Raw genomic sequence first — 22182 nt, forward strand, 5'->3', positions numbered from 1 at the left:
GCCGCATCGACGATCTGCTGCCGTGGAACTTCAGGACGTCAAGCTGAACCGACAGTGCTATCCCGCGACCGCTTACGGTTCGCTTAGTCCGAAATCGGTTTGGGTTGTGCCACCTTGTCCAAAGTGCCACCACTTTGGCTTCCATATTTTTAAGGGTACATCTCGGTCCAAACGTGAGGCTCGACATGCGCGGCGCTACTTTCTTGCAGGTATGCTCGAACCGTAATGGCCGCCATGGGCTGACCTAGCTCGGCAGTTTTGTCTGCGATTTGTTTTGGTACAGGGGACTTTCCCACACGGGGATTGTAGGAGTGTCCGTCTACAGCAGCGGCCAGTAGAGCGATCTCCAAAAGACCGACCCTACGCGTGATAGCGCTGACCTCGTTATGGTTGGCTGGCTTACCAGAAAGGAGCTTGATTCGCTTTCTTAGTTTTGTGATCACTTCAGGCTCACCATCTTCGCTTTTTGATTTTGGTGTCCGCTGTCCCAGCTTCTGCGTTTCTTGGGTCAGTTCCAGCACCCTTTTCCGCAGGTTTTCGTTCTCTTCGCCCAGCGCGGCAAGCTGCTGGGCCATGTCTTCTTGCTCGATCCCCTTCGCTATCTGCTTCGCCAATTCCCTCCGCAACTGGGCATTCTCACCTGTTAAGGCCGTGAACTTGTCGACATCCACTTTCTCATGATTTTTGCTCTCTGCCTCTACAGCACGCCGCCAAGCCTTTGAAATGATGTAACCGCACTTGTCCAACCAGCGTACATAGTCCTTCGGACTGGCTTTCTCCGATATGTCACCAGCCTCAACTGCGCGCTCCAACATTTGGAGCCGATCATCCCGCTCCCTAATTGTGTCGCCGAACTCAGGTTCCTCCCCTCGCCAGCTATCGGTGGTAAATGGATCGAAGTTCAGCGAGAGGTCGATTGCCTCACGAGGCGTCCAATAGGGCTTGCGCGCCCATTTGGTGATCAGGCGACGTTCCTGCTGCAAGTAGGCGTCCGAGAGCATCTCTTCGCGCTGCAAGGCAAAGTGCTGGCCGTCAAAACCAATGGGGCCTCGAGGCATGATCGCTATCCACCAATCGCTGTGAAACGAGACACCGTTTTTCTCTCCCCACCACAGCCAGTCTTCTGGTGAACCTGATCGTATCCCGTCGCGTATTGTCCTGTCCAAGAGCGCCTTTTGCGGCGTGAGGTGCTCCTCAGCGTCCCCAGCATCTGGCGAAATGCCCAGCGCCAGGAGCAGCGCGTTTCGTGTAGTCCAAAATTCCTGATATATCCAAGCCTGCATGAGGTGTTCTGTTGGTTTGGCGGGGCGCATAACCGCATCTTTCATCTAGTTCTTTAGTCCTGTCGTAGCTGATCAAGTTTGTCGGCCCACCACTGGGCCAGCTTTACGCGCTCGTCCCAGTGCTGGCCCCGGGCATATGCTCGGCGAATTTCATTCTGCTCAACATGCGCCAACGCCCGTTCAATTGCGTCGGGATGCCAAAGACCAGATTCGTTCGCCAAGGTCGAAAACACCGCGCGAAACCCGTGAGCAGTCATTTCGTCTTTACTGTATCCGATGCGGCGGAGGGCGGCGTTTAGGGTGTTGTCGCTCATGGCGCGTTGCGAAGAACGCACAGAGGGAAATAGAAGCTTCCCCCAACCGGTGAGCGCCTTAAGCTCCCTCAAAGAAGTCTGCGCTTGACGTGGCAGGGGGATCGTATGCTCTCGCCGCATTTTGGTGCGTTCTTCGGGGATGGTCCAAGAGGCGTTATCTTCATCAAATTCGTCCCACATGGCGAGGCGCAGCTCGCCGGGCCGTACGGCGGTGATGGAGAGCAGTTGCAGCGCGAGCCGTGTCGTTCTCTGTCCTGAAAAGCCGTCGATAGCGCGCATCAGAGCCCCAACCTCCTTAGGGTCGGTAATAGCTGCCCTGTGCGTGACTTTGTGTTGGATCAACGCGTCTTTCAGACCGTAAGTCGGATCGTTCTCTGCCTTGCCTAGCGCGATTGCATAGCGAAAAACCGCACCCGCAGCTGAGCGCAATCGCTTGGCGCTCTCATGGTTGCCTTTCTTCTCCATCTTGCGCAGGGGGATGAGGACATCTTGTGCTGTGATCTTGGTCACTGGCATGTGGCCAATGTCTGCGTTGAGCAACCGATGCAGCCATTCGGTTTTGCTAAGCGTCGCCTCGGCGCGGCCTTCCTTACGCTTCTTCTGAAGCAACTCCGCTGCGAGAAGTGCAAAGGTGTCTTGCTGCTCTGCAGCTTCCTGTCGCTGTTGTGCCTTCCGTTTGGCGGAGGGGTCCATGCCATTCGCTACCAACCCTCTTGCCTCGTCGCGGAGCTTGCGAGCACCGGCCAATGAAATGTCGGGGTACTTGCCCAGCGCTAGTAGCTTTTCCTTGCCGTGCAATCGGTACTTAAAGCGCCAAAGTTTTGAACCGCCAGGGTTCACCAAAAGGTACAACCCGTCAAAGTCCGCGCGCTTAAATGGCTTGGCTTTGGGACTGATGGCCCGAATCTTAGCGTCACTCAAAACACTCATGGGGGTATCTTCCAAACTGCTGCGAGACACGTACCCCTATAAATGCCCCCAAATGGGGTAGACTGGGCTGAACGTGACAGGACAACATGAAACAACCGAAACAGAATTATCCTGCAAGTAGAGGCTACTATCGGACAATATCGGACGCAACTGAAAGATAAAGTGGTGCCCGGGGGCGGAATCGAACCACCGACACGAGGATTTTCAATCCACTGCTCTACCCCTGAGCTACCCGGGCACGGGAGGCCACCGAAGTGGTCGGGTGAGCGGGTTCTAGGGCGTTGGGGCGGGGGTGTCCAGCCTCTTTTTCAAGGAAATTTGCGAAGCATCGAATTGCCGCGTCACTGGGGCTTTCGGGTCCGTGTCAGGGCCTCTTCGCTGGCCTCCAGCGCGGCTTCGATGTCTTCGGGATCCCGGGAGGGGGCGGCGTAGTTGCCGTTGAGCCACTTGGCTAGGTCGACATCGGCGCAGCGTCGCGAGCAGAAGGGGCGGTAGGCCGCCTCAGTCGCCTTCTTGCAGATCGGGCAGCTCATGCGCCGGGCCATTTGAGCGGCGCCCGGACGCGTTTGCGCTGCAGTTCGTAATGACCCAGTGGCGTCCAGCCCACGAGGGTGGTCTCGACCTCGTCGCCGCGCAATGCCTGGCGCAGGGCGGCTTCGAAGGTCTTGCGGTCCTTCTTGGGCATCGGCGCGAGGTCGAGCGTGATCTGACCGCCGAGGCCGCGCAGGCGCAGGGCGCGCGGGAGGGCGCGGGCGCAGGCCATGTTGGCCTTGATTCCGGCGGCCAGCGAAGCGTCGCTGCCGGTATTGACATCTACCGCGACAAGCGCGCGGGTCGGCTCCACATACATCGAGGCGCCACCGCCGAGCGGGACTCCCGCGCCTTCGACCTGATCGAGCATGTCGAGCACCCCATGCAGCTCAAAACCGCCCGCTTCGGTCACCACCTCCGCAGGGGCGGCCCAGTCGCGCCAGGCAAGCAGATGCGGCCCGTCACCTTCGCTGAGCGTTTCCATCCCGGTTCCGTCATCCTGCATCACCGTTTCCGCGAGCGACAACATTGCGCCGATATCCTCGGCGATCTCCTCGGCATCGGCCCCGGCACAGGCAGAGCGCAGGATCACGCCATAGGCGCTCTCTCCCGCGATCTCATGGGCAATCTCGAGCAGCCGGTCGCGTTCTTCCTCGTCGCGGATGCTGCGCGAGATGTTGAGCCCCGGCGCTTCCGGCGTGACGATCGCAAAGCGGCTTTTGAACAGCAGCTTCTGGGTCACCGGGATCGCCTTGCCGGGCTCGGCGAAACCGCTGACCTGCACTAGGATCTCCTGACCCGGGGCCAGCCCCTTGACCTGCCGCAGAAAGGCGGCACCATCCGGTGTCTTGAGGAACATGCCCCCCTGCCCCTTCACCGGACGATCGGCAATGGCACGATAGATCGTGCCGGGGCGCGGCGCGTTGCTGTCGAGCAGCAGATCGTCGAGCTGCCCGTCCACCATCAAGGCAGCAGCTTCGACGTCGCCAAGGTGATCCAGAATGATCGTGCGACCCTTCATGGCGCGGTTCCTTTCCATTGGTATCCGGCAGCGCGCAGCAGATTGGCGGTCTCTGCCAAGGGCAGACCAACGATGCCGGTAAAGGACCCGCTCATCCAGGGGATCAACGCCGCCGCCGCCCCCTGAATGCCGTAGCCCCCGGCCTTGCCCTGCCAGTCGTTTGTGTCGAGATAGGCGTTCAGCTCTTCATCCGAGAGCGATTTCATCTTCACGATGCTCTGCACATCGCGCTCCCAAAGCCTGTCTCCCCTGCGCAGGGCCACCGCTGTCACCACCTTGTGACGTCGCCCAGACAGGGCGCGCAGAAAGGTTTCCGCCTCCGCACGATCGCGCGGCTTGCCGAGAACGCGCCGCCCAAGCGCTACGGTGGTATCGGCGCACAGCACGATATCCCCGGATTCGACAGTCAGCGCCGCTGCTTTGTCGCGCGCGATTCGCGCGCAATAGGGCCGCGGCAGTTCGCCTTTTTCGGGGGTTTCGTCGATATCCGGCGCACGGATTTCGTCCGGCACAACGCCGATCTGCGCCAGCAATTGCTTGCGGCGCGGTGATCCTGAACCCAGAATGAACTTCATGTCCTCACCCCAATCTTTCCGGTCTGACATTCCGGCGTACCGGACATCACCTCACGGGATGTGGACCTGTTTACTTGAATCGATAGTTGATCCGACCCTTGGTCAGATCATAGGGGGTCATCTCGACCTGAACCTTGTCGCCCGCCAGAACCCTGATGCGATTCTTCCGCATCTTGCCTGCCGTGTGCGCGATGATTTCATGGCCGTTTTCAAGCTCGACCCGAAATGTCGCATTGGGCAGGAGTTCCTTGACGACACCGGGAAATTCGAGCGTATCTTCCTTGGCCATGGTTTCTCCTTGTACTGTAAGCCCCGCAAACTGGGGGCGCAGGCTTAAATGGGGGGTTTTGCCCCGCTTTTCAAGGGTGATTCAACGCAAGTTGACGTTTATCGCAATCCCGTCACGCCCGGTTTGGTCGGCCCAGTGATCACGGTTCAGCACCACACCCTCGCTGCGTACATGTGCAACCTGCGCGGGATCGACCTCCGCATAGGTCCAGCCTGGCCTGTTGATCTCGGCCACCGCCAGCACCCCGGTCTCGGGAAAGCCGGTGTCAGGCGGGCAGAAGATCCCTCCGGCACCGAAGGAATCCCCCAGGGCTTCGGACCAATCCGCCGGTCCGACAACCGAGGACATCGCGGTGATGCATTGATTCTCCAGCGCACGCGCCATCGACCCGATCCGCACGCGCCAATACCCGGCGAGCGCCTCGGTGACGCTGGGCACGGCGATAACGTCACAATCCGCAAGCGCCCGTCCCAGCAGCGGAAATTCACAGTCATAGCAGATCAATATGCCGATCTTGCCAAGATCGGTCTCAAAGACCTGCAGTGCATTGCCGCCGGTGACATCCCAGACCTCCCGCTCGAAACGGGTCATGATCTGCTTGTCCTGCACCCCGATACGCCCGCCCGGGGTGATGAGACGGGCGCGGTTCACCGGACGCCCCGCACCGGTCGCCGCCGGGCCGGAGGCCGCAACGATATGAACATCATGTTCCGCCGCCAGCCTTGCATGCAGCGCATCGGCCTCTTCCAACCGGTCCGAGACCGCAAAGAGCGATTGCTCCAGATCCCCGGCCACTTCCGGTCCCGCCAGTGTCGCCAATTCCATCGCGCCATATTCAGGGAAGACCAGCAGGTCCGCACCCTGCGCCGCGGCTTCCCGGACCCAGCCTGCAAGCTTGTCTTCATATTGCGCCCAGGAGCTGAGCACATCGAGCGGATAGGCGGCGGTAGCGATTTTCATCAACGGGTCTCCAGCGGAACAGAGCCTATCCTGCGCGCCTTTACCCGGGGCTTCAAGTACCGCTAAGACCGGCCGACTCCATTCTGATTTTCGACAGGCGGGCGACAGAGCAGGATATGTTATCTTGACCGCGACCGCGCAAAGGTCTCAAAAACCCGAAACTTGAGGAGGACGACAAATGCTCAGGAAAGGCGTGACCCTGCGCGGAATTGAAGTCTTCGAAGTGCTGGCGCAGACCGGGTCGGTGGCGCAGACCGCGACGCGCACCGGGCTCAGTCAACCAGCGGTCAGCCAGCAGATGCGCAACCTCGAAGCCGCCCTCGGGGCCGATCTGGTCGATCACGCGCGTCGTCCGATGCGGCTCACCTCCGCCGGTCAGCTTTTCCTGCGCCGGGCCGAGGCCGCCCTGTCGCAGCTGCGTCAAGCCCAGAGCGAGGTCACGGTGATGGATCTGGCCCATGTCGAGGCGCTGAACCTCGGTGTTATCGACGATTTCGACAATGACCTCTCGCCCCGCCTCGCCACCATCCTTGCCGAAAGCATGACCGGCTGTCGCTTCAAGATGATTACCGTCGGCAGTAACGAACTTGCGCAGGCGATTGGCGACAAGAACCTGCACATGGCAATTTCTGCGCGCATCGACGGGCCGCTAGAGGGGATCGACGAATATCCGCTGGCCCGCGACCCCTTCATCCTGGTGGCCCCGGTCGGCGCAGTGAGCGAGGGCGAAGCCCTGTTGCGCCCCGCTCATCCCCTGCCCTTCCTGCGCTATGAAGCCGATCAGCTGATCGCCCGGCAGATCGAGGCGCATCTGGCGCTGCATGACATCTCCCTGTCCGGGCGGTTCGAGATCGGCAGCCACCTGGCGCTGATGGCGATGGTGGCGCGCGGGATCGGCTGGAGCATCACCACGCCGCTCGGCTTCATGCGCGCCGAGCGCCTGCATGATCAACTCGACGCATTCGCCCTGCCGCTGCCATCGCTGGCACGCCAGATCTCGCTCTTCGCCGGGGCCGACTGGTCAGGCCCGGTGCCGCGCCAGATCGCCCAGACCATGCGCCGCCTGATCCAGACACACAAGATCGCCCCGGCAACCGCACGCCTGCCCTGGCTCGCCGACAGCTTTCGTCTTCTGGACAGCTGAGCCGCTTGCAGCCCGGCGGTCCAGCTGTTTCAATCGCGCGACATGATCCACAGGCACAGATGCAGACGCAGAAGGAATTCCCGCCCATGAGCAATATCGTCATCCTGACCGGGGCCGGCATTTCCGCGGAAAGCGGCCTTGATACCTTCCGCGCCGAGGACGGACTGTGGGCGCAGCACCGGGTTGAGGACGTCGCCACGCCGGAGGGTTTCGCGCGCGATCCGGGCCTCGTGGTCAATTTCTACAACGCCCGCCGCCAACAGGCATCCGAGGTTGAGCCCAACGCGGCGCACAAGGCTCTTGCCCAACTGGAAGCCGAGCATGAAGGCTCGGTGGTGGTGATCACCCAGAATGTCGATGACCTGCATGAGAGAGGCGGTTCACGGAAGGTGATGCATATGCATGGGGCGCTGAAATCTGCGCTCTGTGCGGCCTGCGAACACCGCTGGCCCGCTCCGATGGTGATGGCGCCGGGGGATGCCTGCCCGTCCTGCGGCAGCCCGCAGGCGCGGCCCGATATCGTCTGGTTCGGCGAGATGCCCTACGAGATGGACCTGATCTTCGAACTGCTCGGCGAGGCCGACATTTTTGCGGCGATCGGCACCTCGGGAAATGTCTATCCGGCCGCCGGTTTCGTCGCCGAAGCGCGCCGCGCCGGGGCGCATACGATCGAATTCAACCTCGAACGCTCCAGCGTCGGCAACATGTTCGAAGAACACCGCACCGGTCCGGCCTCGCAGACCGTCGCCGCCTGGGTCGACGAGGTGCTCAGCCGCGGCTGAGCACCTCCGGACTTTTTGAGAAAGTCCGTGCCGTTTTCTTCAAGAAAACGGCTGTTCCAGCATTGTCAGTGCGACATCGCCCTGTGATCCGGTTTGCGTTCATGATCGATGGGGATCTGCAGATGCACGTCGCCCGCCTGCTCGAAGGTCAGTGTCACGCTGATCTCGCCGCCCTGTTCGAGCGGCTCGGAAACCCCCATGAACATCAGGTGATCGCCGCCGCGCGCGAAGACATGGGTCTCTCCGGCAGGCAAGGTCACCCCGTTCTCGATCTCGCCCATACGCATGATGCCGTTGGAGTCTTCGCTGTGGCTGTGCAGTTCGACGCGCTCGGCGATATCCGAGGCAACGGCAATCAGCCGGTCCTCGCTGCCGCTGCGGTTCTCGAGTTTCATGAAGGCGGCCGCGCTGGTCGCTGTCGGCGTCGAGGCACGGACATAAGCGTCGTGCGCAACGAAGCCCTCGGCAAGTGCCGGGGCCACGGTCAGGATCAGGCCGGTCAGGGCCGCGCTGGTGAATCTGGTGATCGTCATCATATTTTCCTTGGTATCTGTAAACATGTCGGTGTCGTCAGATCATCCGAGGTGGGGCCCGGCTGGGCGGCAAGAGCCGCAGAGCCGACGCCGGCACCGGCGGCGGCAGGACCGTATGATAGCGCGCGCTGATCAGGCGCTGCGGCCTGTCAGGGTTGGGCAACGCCAGTACGAATACGAGGTTGAGCGCGGAATCGGGACAGATATGCGGTGTATCGGTAGGTTCGCCTTGCGCATCGACAAAGACCGCCACCGGGCCCGCGCCAGTACAGAGCACCATTTGCCCCGTCACCGCCTCATTGCCGCGGGCGAGAGCCATCGACTGGCTCGTCAGCCCCAGCATCAGCGCCAGCCCGACAGCTATGACCATGTGCAAATTCATGTCGCGGGTCTAGCCTGCGCGACGCGCCAAGACGAGGCGCAAAACGACGCAACCCCGGCCATCACAGCCGGGGTTGCGAAAAATCACCGGTGAGCGTCGTGGCTCAGGAAAGCGCTTCGGCGGTGTCGCTCGACTTGGCGATCGCCTTCTTGATCTTCAGTGCCGCGTCGGAAAGTTCGGTGTCCTTCGCCTTGGCGAGGAACTTGTCCAGGCCACCGCGGTGATCGACGCTGCGCAGGGCAGCAGCCGAGATCCGCAGCTTGAACCCGCGACCCAGCTTTTCCGACTGCAGGGTCACGTCGTTCAGGTTCGGCAGAAACCGACGACGGGTACGGTTGTTGGCGTGGCTAACATTGTTGCCCGACATCGGGCCTTTTCCGGTCAATTCGCAACGGCGCGACATGGGTTTTTCCTTTTGCTGTCGGGTCTTACCGGCGCTCCGGCATAACACCTATAAAGGCCGCACAAAGCGAGCCTGAATTCGTCCGCTGGCTTTAGTGGGAATCGGCCTGCGCGTCAAGCCGAAGCACCGAAACGACGCCTGCTTTTCCTTTTGCATAGGTTCCCGAGATTTGCGATGCAGTGACATGACAATTCACATGCGTGCCCTTCTCGTCCACCTGTTCACCGCCACAGGCGCCGTTTTTGCCATGCTGGCAATGCTCGCCGCCGTCAATCGGGAATGGGACATGATGTTCCTCTGGCTGGTGGTGGCCTTCTTCGTGGATGGCATCGACGGGCCGCTGGCGCGCAAATATGACGTCAAAGCCAACGCGCCCGAGTTCGACGGCGTGCTGCTCGACCTGATAATCGATTATCTGACCTATGTGTTCATCCCGGCCTTCGCCCTGTTCGAATCGGGTCTGATGGACGGGTGGAGCGGTTGGGTGATGATCATCATCATCACTTTCGCCAGCGCGATGTATTTCGCCGATACGCGGATGAAGACCAAGGACAATTCCTTTTCCGGCTTTCCGGGTTGCTGGAACATGCTGGTTCTGGTGCTCTTTGCGCTGAAACCGGAATGGTGGGTCAGCCTGGTGCTGGTCACCTTCCTGGCGATCACCATGTTCCTGCCGCTGAAGTTCGTCCACCCTGTGCGCACCGAGCGCTGGCGCGGCGTGACCCTGCCGATGGCTCTGGCATGGACCTTTTTTGCCGGCTGGGCCGCCTGGGTCGATTTCCACCCCGAAAGCTGGGCGCATTGGGGCCTGATCGTAACGTCGGTCTATCTGATCTTTGCCGGGATCGCCCAACAGATCATCCCAGGCAACACGCAGGACTGACCCGGCTTACAGACGTTTCATCAGCCACGCGACTCGGGCAGCCCCAGACGGATCGGCCCCCGGGCCCTTTCGGGGTCGATGACCGCGCCGCCCTGCGTCGCAATGATCCGCCCATCACGCACCATGGCCCCGGCCACCGCGCGGACCTCGGGCATCAGCCCGCGCCAATCATCGCTCAACGCCCGCGCGACCTCCGAGGGGCAGATCGTCTTGCCTGCCCCCCGCGCGGCGACCTGCGCCGCGATTTCTGCCTCAATCGAGTTCCGAGACGGCATCGTCACAGCGCCCGCAGAGACCCGGATGCGCATGGTGACCGACATCCGGCAGGATCTTCCAGCAGCGCTGGCACTTCTCACCTTCGGCAGTCTCGAACACCACGCCAACCCCCGGCACTTCGGCCAGACGGAACGCCTCCGCCGGAGCCGGATCCGCCGTCAGCGATACGCCAGAAGTGATGCAGATATCGGCAAAGGGCAGCGCCTTCAGCGCCGCGAGCGTCACTTCATCCTCGACATGCACAACCGGCGCTGCTTCCAGCGAGGAGCCGATCACCTTGTCGCTGCGCTGCACTTCCAGCGCGGCCGTGACCACTCGACGGGCGCGGCGCACCTGCGTCCACTTCGCCGCCAGCGCCGGGTCAAGCCAGACCGTGGGCGTCTGCGGCATATCCACCAGATGCACCGAACTCTGCTCGCCCGGGTACCGCTCCAGCCAGACTTCCTCCATGGTGAACACCAGGATCGGCGCCAGCCAGGTGGTCAGCCGATGGAACAGGATATCCAGCACCGAACGCGCCGCGCGTCGCTCCAGCGTGTCGCCATCGCAATAAAGCACATCCTTGCGGATATCGAAGTAGAACGCCGACAGGTCCAGCGTCGCGAAGGTGAAGACCGCCTGGAAAACGTTTTGGAAGTCATACCGCGCAAATCCGTCGCGCACCACGTTGTCGAGCTCGGCCAGACGGTGCAGCACGAAACGCTCCAGCTCCGGCATCTCGCCGGGCTCGATACGATCCGCCTCGCTGAAATCGTTCAACGCACCAAGCATGTAGCGCATGGTATTGCGCAGGCGGCGATAGCTGTCCGCCACCCCTTTCAGGATCTCGTCCCCGATCCGCTGGTCGGCGGTATAATCGGTCTGCGCCACCCACAGCCGCAGGATATCCGCGCCGTATTGCTTGACGATGGTCTCGGGCACGATTGTGTTGCCGATGCTCTTCGACATCTTCATGCCCTTGGCATCGAGCGTGAAACCATGGGTCACCACATTGCGGTAGGGCGCGCGCCCGGTGGTGCCGACCGACTGCAGCAACGAGGAATGGAACCAGCCGCGATGCTGGTCGGTGCCCTCCATATAGACATCGGCAATCCCGTCTTCCGAGCCGTCCTCGCGGTCGCGCAGCACGAAAGCATGGGTCGAGCCGGAATCAAACCACACGTCGAGAATGTCGAACACCTGCTCGTAATCTTCCGGCGCGACGATGCCGCCGAGGAAGCGCGCCTTGGCGCCCTCTTCATACCAGACATCGGCACCCTCCGCCTCGAAGGCCGCCACGATCCGCGCATTGACTTCCTCATTGCGCAGCAGAAAATCCTCCGCCGTCGGCAGCGCCCCTTTCTTCACGAAACAGGTCAGCGGCACGCCCCAGGCGCGCTGGCGCGACAGCACCCAATCGGGCCGGGCCTCCATCATCGAATGCAACCGGTTGCGCCCCGACCGCGGCACCCAGTTCACATTGTCGATCTCGGCCAACGCCCGCGCACGGATCGTCCTGCCATGCATGTCGAGCCCGTCACCGACCACCTTGTCGATCGCGGCAAACCATTGCGGTGTGTTGCGATAGATCACCGGCGCCTTGGAACGCCACGAATGCGGATAGGAATGCTTGATCTTGCCGCGCGCCAGCAACCCGCCGACCTCGGCAAGCTTGTCGATCACCGCAGCGTTGGCATTGCCCTCCTTGCCATTCGGCTTGAGGATCGCCTTGCCACCAAAGAACGGCAGATCATCGCGGAAACGACCGTCTTCCATGACATTATAGGTGATCACCTCACCCAGCATGCCGAGATCACGATAAAGCTCGTATTCCTCCAGACCATGGCTCGGCGCACAATGCACGAAGCCGGTGCCTTCGGTATCCGTGACGAAATCGGCAGCCCGGAAATCGCGCGGCGCGTCCCATTCGCCGTTGCTTCCCTCGGCCCCGGCGAGCGGATGACGCAGGGTCATCCCGCCAAGCTGGGCGGAAGTCACATCGCGCAGCCGCCGGTACATGCCTTCCTCAAGCCGCGCCCGGCCAAACACCTCACCCGCAAGCTTGTCGGCAAGGATGAAGCGATCACCGACAGCCGCCCAGCATTCTTCCGGCGCGTCTGTCACTTCATAAAGGCCGTAGCCAAAGTCCTCACCAAAGACGACAGCCTTGTTGGAGGGGATGGTCCAGGGGGTCGTGGTCCAGATCACCACATGCGCGCCGACAAAATCACCGGCCGCATCCGCCGTTGCCGCCGCAATTGCGGCACGCGCCTCGTCGGTCTCCTCCTCGTCGGACAATTCCAGATCGGGTGTGGCGAAATCCGTTACCTCGAATTTCACCCATATCGTGAAACTCTCCTTGTCGTGATACTCGACCTCGGCCTCGGCCAGCGCGGTCTTCTCCACCGGCGACCACATCACCGGCTTGGAGCCCTGATAGAGCGTGCCGTTCATCAGGAACTTCATGAATTCCTCGGCAATCACCCGCTCGGCATGGAAATCCATGGTCAGATAGGGATCTTGCCAATTGCCGGTCACCCCGAGCCGTTTGAATTCCTCGCGCTGCACATCGACCCAACCGGCGGCGAACTTGCGGCATTCACCGCGGAAATCATTGATCGGCACCTGATCCTTGTCGCGGCCCTTCTGGCGGTACTGCTCCTCGATCTTCCACTCGATCGGCAGGCCGTGACAATCCCAGCCGGGGATATAGCGCGCATCATAACCCATCATCTGATGGCTGCGCACGATCATGTCCTTGATGGTCTTGTTGAGCGCGTGACCGATATGCAGGTTGCCGTTGGCATAGGGCGGCCCGTCATGCAGCGTGAACGGCTTGCGACCCTTCTTCTCGCGCAACCGGTCATAAATCCCGATTTCCTCCCAGCGCGCCAGCCAGTTCGGCTCGCGGGTCGGCAGGCCGGCCCGCATCGGGAAATCTGTCTTCGGCAGGTTCAGCGTGGATTTATATTCGGGCGTCTGGGGCGTGTCGGCGCACATGAGGGGCGTCCTTCGGATGGGATATGGCGGAAATAGGATCAATGCGGTGCGAGCGTCTCAAACACCTCGGCCCGGCGTCTCGATAAATCAGAGCGCCGGGAAAGTAATTCGTATAATGAGCGCGGAAATCCGGATCATGGCAGGCTTATAAGCAGCCCCCGAAGACACGGCAAGCCCGCGCCCCGCTTCTCCGGGCCAAAAATACCTCGGGGGTCCGGGGGCTGGCCCCCGGCCGCGCTCGGCATCGGGACAGACGCGCGCGGCCCTGTCACCCGGCCCGGCCCTGCCCCATCAACCCCGAAAGCGCGCTCTGGATGATCCCGCGCACCTTCGGCCGTTTGCCCGGCGAAAACGGCAGGGGCCGACAGACCTCGATCGCCGCCACCCCGACCCGTGCGGTCAGCGCACCGTTGACCAACCCCTCTCCGAAACGTCGGCTCAGCTTGGCCAGCAGCGAACCGCCCAGCACCGGCTCCAGCAGATCGTCGCCCACCGCCACCGCGCCGGTCGCCACCAGATGCGCCATCACCGCCCGCGTCAGCCGCCAGGACCCGAGAAACCCCGACCGCCCGCCATAGATCTCGGCGATGCGCCTGATCATCCGTAAATTGCTGGTCAGCGCCGCCGCCACATCGGCCAGTGCCAGCGGCACCAGCGCCGTCACCGCCGCCACCTGCCGCGCCGCCGCCTCGACCTCGCGGCGCGCGGCAATATCCAGCGGCCCGAGCAGCTCGGCCTCCGCCAGCCCCAACAGACCCGCCGCGTCAAGCTGATCGCCGCGCAGCTCGCTCAGCCGGTCCCGGCCCCAGCGCGTGTCCTCGCGCCCCGAGTAAAGCCCCACCAGCCGGTCGGTCACTGCCCGAGCGCTGCCCAGATCCCGCTGCGCCAGCGCCTCGCCCGCGTCATGACGCAGCCCGTCGAGCCGCGCCAGCCGACCGAAAGCCGCCATCTCGCGCAGACAGATCAGCGCCAGCACCAACAGGAAAGCCGCGATCAGCGCGCTCATCGCCCAGCCCAGCAGCGGATAGCGCGCAATCAGGTCGGTAACGAAATTCCACGCCGCGATCGACACCAGCGCCCCGATCAGCGCCCCCGCCAGCGCCCAGAACAGCCGCACCAGCAGCGACGGGCGCCGCGCCGCAAGTTGCGCCGCGACCTGCATCGCCTGACCGCGCGGCGGCAATTCCGCGCCGAGATCAGGCACCGGCGGCGCATCCACGACACTGGGTCGCGCCGCGGCATCGCTTTCCAGATCAAACAGCACCGGTCCCCTGGCCATCAATCCGTCTCCCTTTGCCATTCAAAGCGAATATCCGGCAGCCCGACATCATTGCCGTTGCCATCGCTGCGCCGCACCTCGACAAACCCGGCCCGCCGGTAAAAACGCGTCGCCCGCGCATTGGCCTCGAAGCTCCACAGGCCCAGATTGTCGCTCTGCGCCTTGGCGCTGTCCATCAGCCGCCGCGCAATACCGCGGCCCTGGGCATAGGGCAGCAGGTAAAGCCCGTGGATCTCGCGCGCCTCGCGCGCCAGAAAACCAACGATCCCGTCCTCGCCGCGCGCCACCTCGACCCAGCCCTGATCGATCATCCCCCCGACGAGGTGCAGCTCCTCGGCCCGTGAAATCAGCCGCGGCAGCCAGGCCAGCCGGTCATTGGCCTGCCCCATCACCTCCGCCACTCTCCCGGCATCCAGCACCCGCGCGGGCCCGATCTGCAGCGCGCTGGCGACCGGGCGGCGCTCGCGGCTCACAGCCGGTCCCCGATCAGGAATTCCGCCGCCCGATCCAGCCGGATATGCGGCAAGCCATCACCGGGGCGCAGGGTCAGCACCGCCGGGGCGAACCGCATCACCCGATAATCCTGATCCAGCCAATGCGCCGCTCCAGCGCGTGCCGGGTTGAGCAGATGCGCCGGGTCCTGCGGCAGATCGCCGGGATAGAACGCCGCCTCACGGCCGCGGCCCCCGTCCGCTTCCAGCAGGGTGCCGCGCACCACGTCAAGCTGCTCGCCGTCATGGCTCATATTGGCCTCGGTGGTGGCGCGCAGACTGGCGATCGCCATGGCGGCGGTCCCGGCCCCGGCATATTGCGCCCGGTCGCGCGCCTCGCGGGTCAGCGCCTCCATGATCGCACTCAGCTTCGGGTGCTGCGCATGATGCAGATGATCCGCCTTGGTCGCCGCAAACAAGATCTTCTCGACCCGCCGACCGCGCAGCAGATTGCTCAGAAATCCGTTCTGTCCGGGCCGGAAGGCGCTCAGGATGTCACCCATCGCGGCGCGCAGATCCTCGACGGCCCGCGGCCCCTGATGGATCGCGCCCAGCGCATCGACCAGCACCACCTGCCGATCGATCTTGGCAAAGTGCTCGCGAAAGAACGGCTGCACCACCTGCCGCTTATAGGCCTCGAATCGCCGCGCCATCTCGCGGATCAGCGATTTGCGCGGCCCGCTGTCACCACCCGGCAACGGCGCGAAGGTCAGCACCGGCGATCCGGCCAGATCACCGGGCAGCAGGAACCGCCCGGGCGTGCAGTCGGAATAGCCATTGGCCCGGGCCTGCTGCAGATATGCGGCAAAAGCCTCGGCCAGCGCCTTGGCCTGCGGCTCCTCGAAACCCTCCTGCGGATCGACCCGCCGCATCAGCGCGAGATAGGCCGCCGCCTCGTCGCGGTGCTCAATCCGCGCCAACACCTGCGCGCACCATTCGCCATAGCTCAGATCGAGCAGCGCCAGATCGAGCAGCCATTCCCCCGGGTAATCGACGATATCAATATGGATCGTGCGCGGCCCCTGCAACCCGGCCAGCAATCCGTTCGGGCGTACCCGCAGCGACAGGCGCAGCTCCGAAATCGCCCGTGTGCTGTCCGGCCAGCGCGGTGTCCTGCCGGTCAGCGCCGCCAGATGGGTCTCGTAGTCAAAGCGCGGCACCGTGTCATCGGGCTGCGGCTGCAGAAACGCCGCGACGATCCGCCCCTCACCCTGCGCCACGAGACTAGGCATCCGGCCCCGGTCCAGCAGGTTGGCCACCAGCGAGGTGATGAACACGGTCTTGCCCGAGCGCGCCAGCCCGGTCACGCCAAGCCGGATCACCGGTTCGAAGAAAGTCTCCGATACCGTTTCCTGCACATTCTCGACCTGCCGCCAGATGCCATCGGCAATCCCAATCAGTCCCAAACCTGCACCGCCCCGTAAACTGCCTCAGCGCAACATAGGGGCGCCCGCCGGGGATTGCCAGAACCCCGGCGCGGGGCTAAACGCCCGCCATGTATCGCTATGCTCTGAAAATCGAATATCACGGCGCGCCCTTCGTCGGTTGGCAGCGCCAGGTCAACCTCGCCTCGGTACAGGGCGCGATCGAGACAGCGCTGTCCCGGCTCGAAAAGCGCCCCCATACCATCGCCGCCGCAGGGCGTACCGATGCCGGCGTCCATGCGCTCGCCCAGGTGGCCCATTGCGACATGGAGCGCGACTGGGAGCCTTTCCGCCTCTGCGAAGCGCTGAATTACCATCTGAAACCACAGCCTGTGGCGATCACCGCCTGCGCCCGCGCTCCGGCTGATTTTCACGCCCGTTTCTCGGCGCTGCAGCGGCGTTACCTGTTCCGCATTCTCAGTCGCCGTGCGCCCGCCACCCATCAGGACGGGCTGGTGTGGCAGGTCAAACAGGCGCTCGATATCGACGCGATGCAACAGGCCGCCGATCTCCTGGTGGGGCAACATGATTTCACCACGTTCCGCTCGACCATCTGTCAGGCCGAAAGCCCGGTGAAGACCCTCGATCACCTCGGCATTTCCCGGGTCGAGACCCCCGGCGGCACCGAGATCCACTTCGACGTGCGCGCCCGCTCGTTCCTGCACAATCAGGTGCGCAGCTTCGTCGGCACGCTCGAACGCGTCGGTGCCGGATCATGGACCCCCGAGGATGTGGCCAAGGCCCTCGCTGCACGAAACCGCGCCGCCTGTGGCCCGGTCTGCCCGCCCCAGGGGCTCTACCTCGCCGACGTCACCTACCCTGACGATCCGTTCCAGTCGGATGCGGCAGAGCGGTCCGGACCGTGATCCGAAAGGGTTAACATATTGCTAACCCACAACGTTTCGCATGCGAAACATCCCTGCCTCAGCCATGCATCAGCCTAGCGGCGACCATTCGCCGTGAAACTTCCCCGATTCCCCGATCCGCTCGAACCCATGTGCACCGAAGAAATCGCGCTGCGCCTGGATCAGGTTGGCCGAGCCGCGCGCCCGGCGCATCGTGTCATACCAGGCCAGCGCTGCCGACAACGCAGGCAGCGCCACGCCGCAGAGTGCCCCGGCCGCCACCACCCGCCGCAGAGCCGGAATGCTCGCCTCCAGCCGCGCCCGCATCGTCGGCGCCAGGATCAGATGCTGCGCCGGGAGTTCGCCCCGGAACGCCGCGGCGAATTCATCGAGCAGCGCCGAGCGGATGATGCAGCCCGCCCGCCAGATCTCCGATATCCGCGCCAGGTCGAGCGGCCAGTCGAACTCCCCCGCCGCCGCCCAGAGAATCCGGAAACCCTGCGTATGGCCAAGGATCCGCCCGGCCAGCATCGCCAGCTCCAGATCGGCCTCGCCGGGCAATGACGCTTGCTGCGTCCCGGCCACCAGGAGCCCCTCGGCAATCCCGCGGCTCTCCTTCTCGCTCGACCAGCTCCGGGCGCCCACCGCCGCCTCGATCGTGCTGGCCGACTGGCCCATCTTCAACGCCTCGATCAACGTCCAGCGACCGGTGCCCTTCTGCCCGGCGCGGTCCTCGATCACATCGACGAGCGGCCCGCCGCTCCCGGCATCGGCGCTCTTCAGCGTCGCCGCCGTCACCTCGACCAGATAGGAATCGAGAGGCCCGTCCTGCCAGCGTTCGAACATCGCACCGATCTCATCCGCCGATTGCCCGGCCCCGTCGCGCAACAATCCATAGATCTCGGCAATCATCTGCATGTCGGCATATTCGATGCCATTATGCACCATCTTGACGAAATGCCCGGCGCCGTCGGGGCCGAGATGCGCCACGCAGGGTTCGCCCTCGAACTTCGCCGATATCGCCTCCAACATCGGCCGCAGCGACTGCCAGGATGTTTCGGTCCCGCCCACCATCATCGACGGGCCGTGCCGCGCGCCCTCTTCGCCACCCGAGACGCCCATGCCGACAAAATGCAGTCCCTGTTCGGCGAGCGCCACGGACCGCCGTCGCGTGTCGTGAAAATCGGCATTGCCGCCATCGATCAGCGTATCGCCCTCTTCAAGCAGCGGGGTGATCGCCTCGATCATCGCATCGAGCGGCGGGCCGGAGGGGATCATGAACAGGATGTTGCGCGGCCTTGCGAGGGAACGCACGAATTTCTCAAGCGTCTCGCAGCCGGTCAGCCGCACCGACAGAGGCCCTGCCTCGAGCAGGAAATCGACGATCCAGTCGCTCTCACGGTTGGCCACGGCAACATCGAACCCCTGTTCCGCGAGGTTCAGCGCCAGGGCGCTGCCCATGGTGCCCAGCCCGTAAACTCCGATATCCGCGCCTTCTGTGGTCTTGGCCATGGCCTCTCCGTCTGGGTTGGGTCGCGCCGGGGCGCCGGGGCGGCCCGCCGCGCGAGAAAGTGGTAACGATTTGAATAGCGGCAGGAATTGGGGTATATCTGGCTATCAATGATAAAACAAATAGACCGAGGCGGCCGGAAAACCAAGATGATGCAAAAGCTCAAACGCGCCTGGGACCAGGTGGTCCTGCCCCTGCTGCAACGTCCCAAACGGGTGCAGGTTGCTGCCCTGTGCTACCGTGACACGCCAGAAGGGCGGCGCGTGCTTTTGATCACCAGCCGCGACACCGGGCGCTGGATCGTGCCCAAGGGCTGGCCGATCGACGGGCTCGACGGGCCGGGCTCGGCGCTTCAGGAAGCCTGGGAGGAAGCCGGGGTCACCGAGGCCGATATCGAAAGCGAGCCGATCGGCTTTTACGAATATGCCAAGGGACTCGGCGAAGGGCTGACCGTGCCGGTGGAAACCCAGGTCTACCTGACACGGGTCGGCCATCTCGAGGAGGATTACCCCGACGCCCGCCTGCGCAAACGCGCCTGGTTTGCCCCGAAGGAAGCCGCGGAACTGGTCGACGAGCCCGACCTCAAGGCGATTCTCGGCACCATCTGAACGGGCCCGCGCGCAGCCCAACGGTGCCATTGACAGCGCGGCCCGGCGCTTCTTCTGACTTCAAATACCTCTACCCGCCCGGCGCTGCGCGGCCCGGATGCGAACCTTGTCTCCACGGCCTGTGCACCCACCAGTAAAGCCCGCCTGCGGCGCAGGGCCATGAGATTCCCGCGACAGGATGACTTGCACCGCAGCCCAGCCTGTGCCAACCCCCTCGGGATTGTCAGAGGTCCCGGGGGACAAGCATCGATGAGCAACGATCCGAAAGGCAGCCAGTGGAAGACGCTGGATACCGATCTTAACCGTATCAGCCAGGTCGAGCTGGCCACGAGCTATGTGGCCCGCCCCCTCGTCGGGCCCGGCATCGCGCTGGCCTTCATCGTATTGGCGGGCGCGGCTGCCGCGGTGTTCTTCGGTCAGACAACGGGCAGTTTCGTGGTCGTCGCAGCGGCCGCCTTCGGCGCCTACATGGCGGTCAATATCGGTGCCAACGATGTCGCCAACAACATGGGGCCGGCGGTCGGGGCCAACGCACTGACCATGGGCGGCGCCATCCTGATTGCCGCAATCTGCGAAAGCGCGGGCGCGCTGCTGGCCGGGGGCGACGTGGTCTCGACCATCTCCAAGGGCATCATCGACCCGGCCTCGATCGCCGATACGCAGGTCTTTGTCTGGGCGATGATGGCGGCGCTGATCTCCTCGGCGCTTTGGGTCAACCTCGCCACCTGGATCGGCGCGCCGGTCTCGACCACCCATTCGGTCGTGGGCGGCGTGATGGGCGCGGGCATGGCGGCGGCGGGGCTGACGGCGGTGAACTGGCCCTCGATGGGCATGATCGCGGCGAGCTGGGTCATCTCGCCGGTGCTCGGCGGCGCGGTGGCGGCGCTGTTCCTCGCCTTCATCAAGGCGCAGATCCTCTACAAGGACGACAAGATCGCCGCATCGCGCCGCTGGGTGCCGGTGCTGGTCGGGATCATGGCCGGAGTTTTCGCCGTCTACCTGGCGCTCAAGGGGCTGAAGAAGATCGTCGAGATCGACATGCCGATGGCGCTGCTCATCGGTCTGGCCGTCGGAATCCTAGTCTATGCGATCTCCGCCCCGATGATCCGCCGCGCCTCCGTCGGCATGGAGAACCGCAACAAGTCGGTGAAGGTGCTGTTCGGCCTGCCACTGGTCTTTTCTGCGGCGCTCCTGAGCTTTGCCCATGGCGCAAATGACGTGGCCAATGCGGTCGGCCCCCTGGCGGCGATCGTCCATGCCAGCGAATTCGGCGGTTTCGAGGACAAGGTGCAGATCCCGACCTGGGTGATGATCATCGGCGCCTTTGGGATCTCTTTCGGCCTGTTCCTGTTCGGCCCGAAACTGATCCGCATGGTCGGCAGCCAGATCACCAAGCTCAACCCGATGCGCGCCTATTGCGTGGCGCTCTCGGCGGCGATCACGGTGATCATCGCATCCTGGCTCGGCCTGCCGGTCAGCTCGACCCATATCGCCGTCGGCGGGGTCTTCGGAGTCGGGTTCTACCGGGAATGGCACATGGAGCGCCGCCTGCGCCGCCCCGGCGCCGAGACCGGCAAGGTCAAGCGCATCGCCCCCGAAGAGCGGCGTCGCCGCAAGCTGGTGCGGCGCAGCCATTTCATGACGATCGTCGCCGCCTGGGTGATCACCGTACCGGCCGCGGCGCTGATGTCGGCGCTGGTATTCTGGGCGCTGAACGCGCTGGTCAACTGAGCCCGGCAGGCCTGACACATCATCTTCAGGAAAATTGCGGCGCCCCGTGGGGCGCCGCAATGCCGTTCACTTCCCGAGACACCAGCGCATCACCGCCTTTTGCGCGTGCAGCCGGTTCTCGGCCTCGTCGAAAATCACCGAATGTTTGCCGTCCATGACGCTGCTGGTCGCCTCGTCGTCGCGATGCGCGGGCAGGCAATGCATGAACAGCGCATCCGGTTTCGCCTGCGCCATCAGCGCATCATTGACCTGATAACCGCGCAGCTGGTTGTGGCGCCGCTCACGCGCCGATTGCGGGTCATGCATCGACACCCAGGTATCGGTGACCACCAGATCGGCGCCCTGCACCGCCTTTTTCGGATCGCGCTCGGTGCTGTAGAGTCCGTCGAGCGCCGGTTCGGGATCGAGCGGCGGCGGGCCGGTGAAGATTAGCTCGAAATCGAATTGTTTCGCGGCATGGGCAAAGCTGGCGAAGACATTATTGCCATCCCCGGACCAGACCACCTTCTTGCCCTTGATCGGGCCGTTGTGTTCCTCGAAGGTGAGGATGTCGGCCATGATCTGGCAGGGATGGGTACGGTTGGTCAGCCCGTTGATCACCGGCACCGAAGCATATTCGGCCATGTCGAGCAGGGTCTGTTCCTCGAAGGTGCGGATCATGATCAGATCGACATAGCGGCTGAGCACCCGCGCGGTATCGGCGATGGTCTCGCCATGACCCAGCTGCATGTCGGTGCCCGACAGCAGCATGGTTTGCCCGCCCATCTGACGCACCCCGACGTCGAAGGAGATGCGCGTGCGGGTCGAGGGTTTCTCGAAGATCAGCGCGACCATATGGTCCTTCAGCGGCTGGTCGTCATCAGGCGCACCGCGCGGGCGGCCGTTGCGGGCGGCTTTCATCGCCGCGGCGTTATCGATGATGGCGCGGAGGTCACTCCGCGGGGTTTGGTGGATGTCGAGAAAATGGTTCATGATGTGTCTCTGCTTGGAGAGTGCCGGGGGCCAGCCC

General features: G+C 63.5%; 23 protein-coding genes and 1 tRNA gene. 6 read left to right on the forward strand and 18 right to left on the reverse strand.

Features of this window, described 5'->3' with window-relative positions; all coding sequences use genetic code 11:
* Positions 1–149: 149 nt before the first annotated feature.
* The 8 genes from ACFSUD_RS14580 to ACFSUD_RS14615 all read right to left on the reverse strand — a co-directional run bounded on the left by ACFSUD_RS14580 (position 150) and on the right by ACFSUD_RS14615 (position 5903).
* Entirely contained in the window at positions 150–1328 is a 1179-nt protein-coding gene (locus tag ACFSUD_RS14580) for a hypothetical protein (RefSeq protein ID WP_386375234.1), read from the reverse strand.
* 8 nt (positions 1329–1336) lie between these two features.
* Entirely contained in the window at positions 1337–2527 is a 1191-nt protein-coding gene (locus tag ACFSUD_RS14585; RefSeq protein ID WP_386375235.1) for a tyrosine-type recombinase/integrase, read from the reverse strand.
* A 163-nt stretch (positions 2528–2690) separates the two neighbouring features.
* Positions 2691–2765, reverse strand: a tRNA-Phe gene (locus ACFSUD_RS14590).
* A 103-nt stretch (positions 2766–2868) separates the two neighbouring features.
* Positions 2869–3060, reverse strand: coding sequence for a DNA gyrase inhibitor YacG (locus ACFSUD_RS14595; RefSeq protein ID WP_386375236.1), 192 nt, complete (start codon positions 3058–3060; stop codon positions 2869–2871).
* A complete protein-coding gene (locus ACFSUD_RS14600; RefSeq protein WP_386375237.1) occupies positions 3057–4079 on the reverse strand; it encodes a ribonuclease E/G in 1023 nt (340 codons plus the stop codon). The genes ACFSUD_RS14595 and ACFSUD_RS14600 overlap by 4 nt, the downstream gene beginning before the upstream one ends.
* Entirely contained in the window at positions 4076–4654 is a 579-nt protein-coding gene (locus tag ACFSUD_RS14605; RefSeq protein ID WP_386375238.1) for a Maf family protein, read from the reverse strand. Before ACFSUD_RS14605 ends, ACFSUD_RS14600 begins: the two co-directional genes overlap by 4 nt.
* A gap of 70 nt (positions 4655–4724) precedes the next feature.
* A complete protein-coding gene (gene infA / locus ACFSUD_RS14610; protein WP_005978431.1) occupies positions 4725–4943 on the reverse strand; it encodes a translation initiation factor IF-1 in 219 nt (72 codons plus the stop codon).
* Positions 4944–5024: 81 nt separating this feature from the next.
* The gene (locus tag ACFSUD_RS14615; RefSeq protein ID WP_386375239.1) at positions 5025–5903 is read right to left on the reverse strand and encodes a carbon-nitrogen hydrolase family protein; all 879 of its coding nucleotides are present in this window, start codon (positions 5901–5903) and stop codon (positions 5025–5027) included.
* A 178-nt stretch (positions 5904–6081) separates the two neighbouring features.
* On the opposite strand from ACFSUD_RS14615, the gene ACFSUD_RS14620 reads away from it, so the two are divergent.
* Positions 6082–7047, forward strand: coding sequence for a LysR family transcriptional regulator (locus tag ACFSUD_RS14620; protein WP_386375240.1), 966 nt, complete (start codon positions 6082–6084; stop codon positions 7045–7047).
* An 86-nt stretch (positions 7048–7133) separates the two neighbouring features.
* Positions 7134–7829 carry an NAD-dependent deacylase gene (locus tag ACFSUD_RS14625; protein ID WP_386375241.1) on the forward strand — a complete coding sequence of 232 codons (696 nt, stop codon included), beginning with the start codon at positions 7134–7136 and terminating at the stop codon, positions 7827–7829.
* Between the two features lie 65 nt (positions 7830–7894).
* On the opposite strand, the gene ACFSUD_RS14630 is transcribed toward ACFSUD_RS14625, so the two are convergent.
* From ACFSUD_RS14630 to rpmB, 3 genes are all read right to left on the reverse strand, one after another.
* Positions 7895–8362, reverse strand: a complete 468-nt coding sequence (locus ACFSUD_RS14630) for a copper chaperone PCu(A)C (protein ID WP_386375242.1) — start codon at positions 8360–8362, stop codon at positions 7895–7897.
* A gap of 37 nt (positions 8363–8399) precedes the next feature.
* On the reverse strand, positions 8400–8744 hold the full coding sequence (locus ACFSUD_RS14635) for a hypothetical protein (RefSeq protein ID WP_386375243.1): 345 nt from the start codon (positions 8742–8744) through the stop codon (positions 8400–8402).
* 103 nt (positions 8745–8847) lie between these two features.
* The gene (rpmB, locus tag ACFSUD_RS14640) at positions 8848–9147 is read right to left on the reverse strand and encodes a 50S ribosomal protein L28 (protein ID WP_386375244.1); all 300 of its coding nucleotides are present in this window, start codon (positions 9145–9147) and stop codon (positions 8848–8850) included.
* Positions 9148–9331: 184 nt separating this feature from the next.
* Here rpmB and ACFSUD_RS14645 point away from each other — a divergent pair, with 184 nt between their 5' ends.
* A complete protein-coding gene (locus ACFSUD_RS14645) occupies positions 9332–10030 on the forward strand; it encodes a CDP-alcohol phosphatidyltransferase family protein (protein WP_386375245.1) in 699 nt (232 codons plus the stop codon).
* 20 nt (positions 10031–10050) lie between these two features.
* On the opposite strand, the gene ACFSUD_RS14650 is transcribed toward ACFSUD_RS14645, so the two are convergent.
* From ACFSUD_RS14650 to ACFSUD_RS14670, 5 genes are all read right to left on the reverse strand, one after another.
* Positions 10051–10305: a DUF3253 domain-containing protein gene (locus tag ACFSUD_RS14650; protein ID WP_386375246.1), complete on the reverse strand. Its 255-nt coding sequence runs from the start codon at positions 10303–10305 to the stop codon at positions 10051–10053.
* Positions 10283–13285 carry an isoleucine--tRNA ligase gene (gene ileS, locus ACFSUD_RS14655; RefSeq protein WP_386375247.1) on the reverse strand — a complete coding sequence of 1001 codons (3003 nt, stop codon included), beginning with the start codon at positions 13283–13285 and terminating at the stop codon, positions 10283–10285. The genes ACFSUD_RS14650 and ileS overlap by 23 nt, the downstream gene beginning before the upstream one ends.
* Positions 13286–13553: 268 nt before the next feature.
* The gene (locus ACFSUD_RS14660; protein ID WP_386375248.1) at positions 13554–14564 is read right to left on the reverse strand and encodes a YcjF family protein; all 1011 of its coding nucleotides are present in this window, start codon (positions 14562–14564) and stop codon (positions 13554–13556) included.
* Positions 14564–15037: a GNAT family N-acetyltransferase gene (locus ACFSUD_RS14665; protein WP_386375249.1), complete on the reverse strand. Its 474-nt coding sequence runs from the start codon at positions 15035–15037 to the stop codon at positions 14564–14566. The genes ACFSUD_RS14660 and ACFSUD_RS14665 overlap by 1 nt, the downstream gene beginning before the upstream one ends.
* Positions 15034–16461 (reverse strand): YcjX family GTP-binding protein, encoded by a 1428-nt coding sequence (locus ACFSUD_RS14670; RefSeq protein WP_386375250.1) that lies wholly within the window; start codon positions 16459–16461, stop codon positions 15034–15036. Before ACFSUD_RS14670 ends, ACFSUD_RS14665 begins: the two co-directional genes overlap by 4 nt.
* Before the next feature lie 89 nt (positions 16462–16550).
* Between ACFSUD_RS14670 and truA the strand changes: the two genes are divergently transcribed.
* On the forward strand, positions 16551–17345 hold the full coding sequence (gene truA / locus ACFSUD_RS14675; RefSeq protein WP_386375251.1) for a tRNA pseudouridine(38-40) synthase TruA: 795 nt from the start codon (positions 16551–16553) through the stop codon (positions 17343–17345).
* Between the two features lie 69 nt (positions 17346–17414).
* Here the strand turns inward: truA and gndA are convergent, their stop codons facing one another.
* On the reverse strand, positions 17415–18836 hold the full coding sequence (gene gndA, locus ACFSUD_RS14680) for an NADP-dependent phosphogluconate dehydrogenase (protein ID WP_386375252.1): 1422 nt from the start codon (positions 18834–18836) through the stop codon (positions 17415–17417).
* Positions 18837–18983: 147 nt separating this feature from the next.
* On the opposite strand from gndA, the gene ACFSUD_RS14685 reads away from it, so the two are divergent.
* Complete coding sequence (locus tag ACFSUD_RS14685; RefSeq protein ID WP_386375253.1) at positions 18984–19442, forward strand: NUDIX hydrolase; 459 nt, start codon at positions 18984–18986, stop codon at positions 19440–19442.
* A gap of 249 nt (positions 19443–19691) precedes the next feature.
* Positions 19692–21173 (forward strand): inorganic phosphate transporter, encoded by a 1482-nt coding sequence (locus ACFSUD_RS14690; protein ID WP_386375254.1) that lies wholly within the window; start codon positions 19692–19694, stop codon positions 21171–21173.
* A gap of 66 nt (positions 21174–21239) precedes the next feature.
* Here the strand turns inward: ACFSUD_RS14690 and argF are convergent, their stop codons facing one another.
* Positions 21240–22145, reverse strand: coding sequence for an ornithine carbamoyltransferase (gene argF, locus ACFSUD_RS14695; protein WP_386375255.1), 906 nt, complete (start codon positions 22143–22145; stop codon positions 21240–21242).
* Positions 22146–22182: the final 37 nt, after the last annotated feature.

Source organism: Sulfitobacter aestuarii (assembly GCF_042685005.1).
Lineage (GTDB): Bacteria > Pseudomonadota > Alphaproteobacteria > Rhodobacterales > Rhodobacteraceae > Sulfitobacter > Sulfitobacter aestuarii.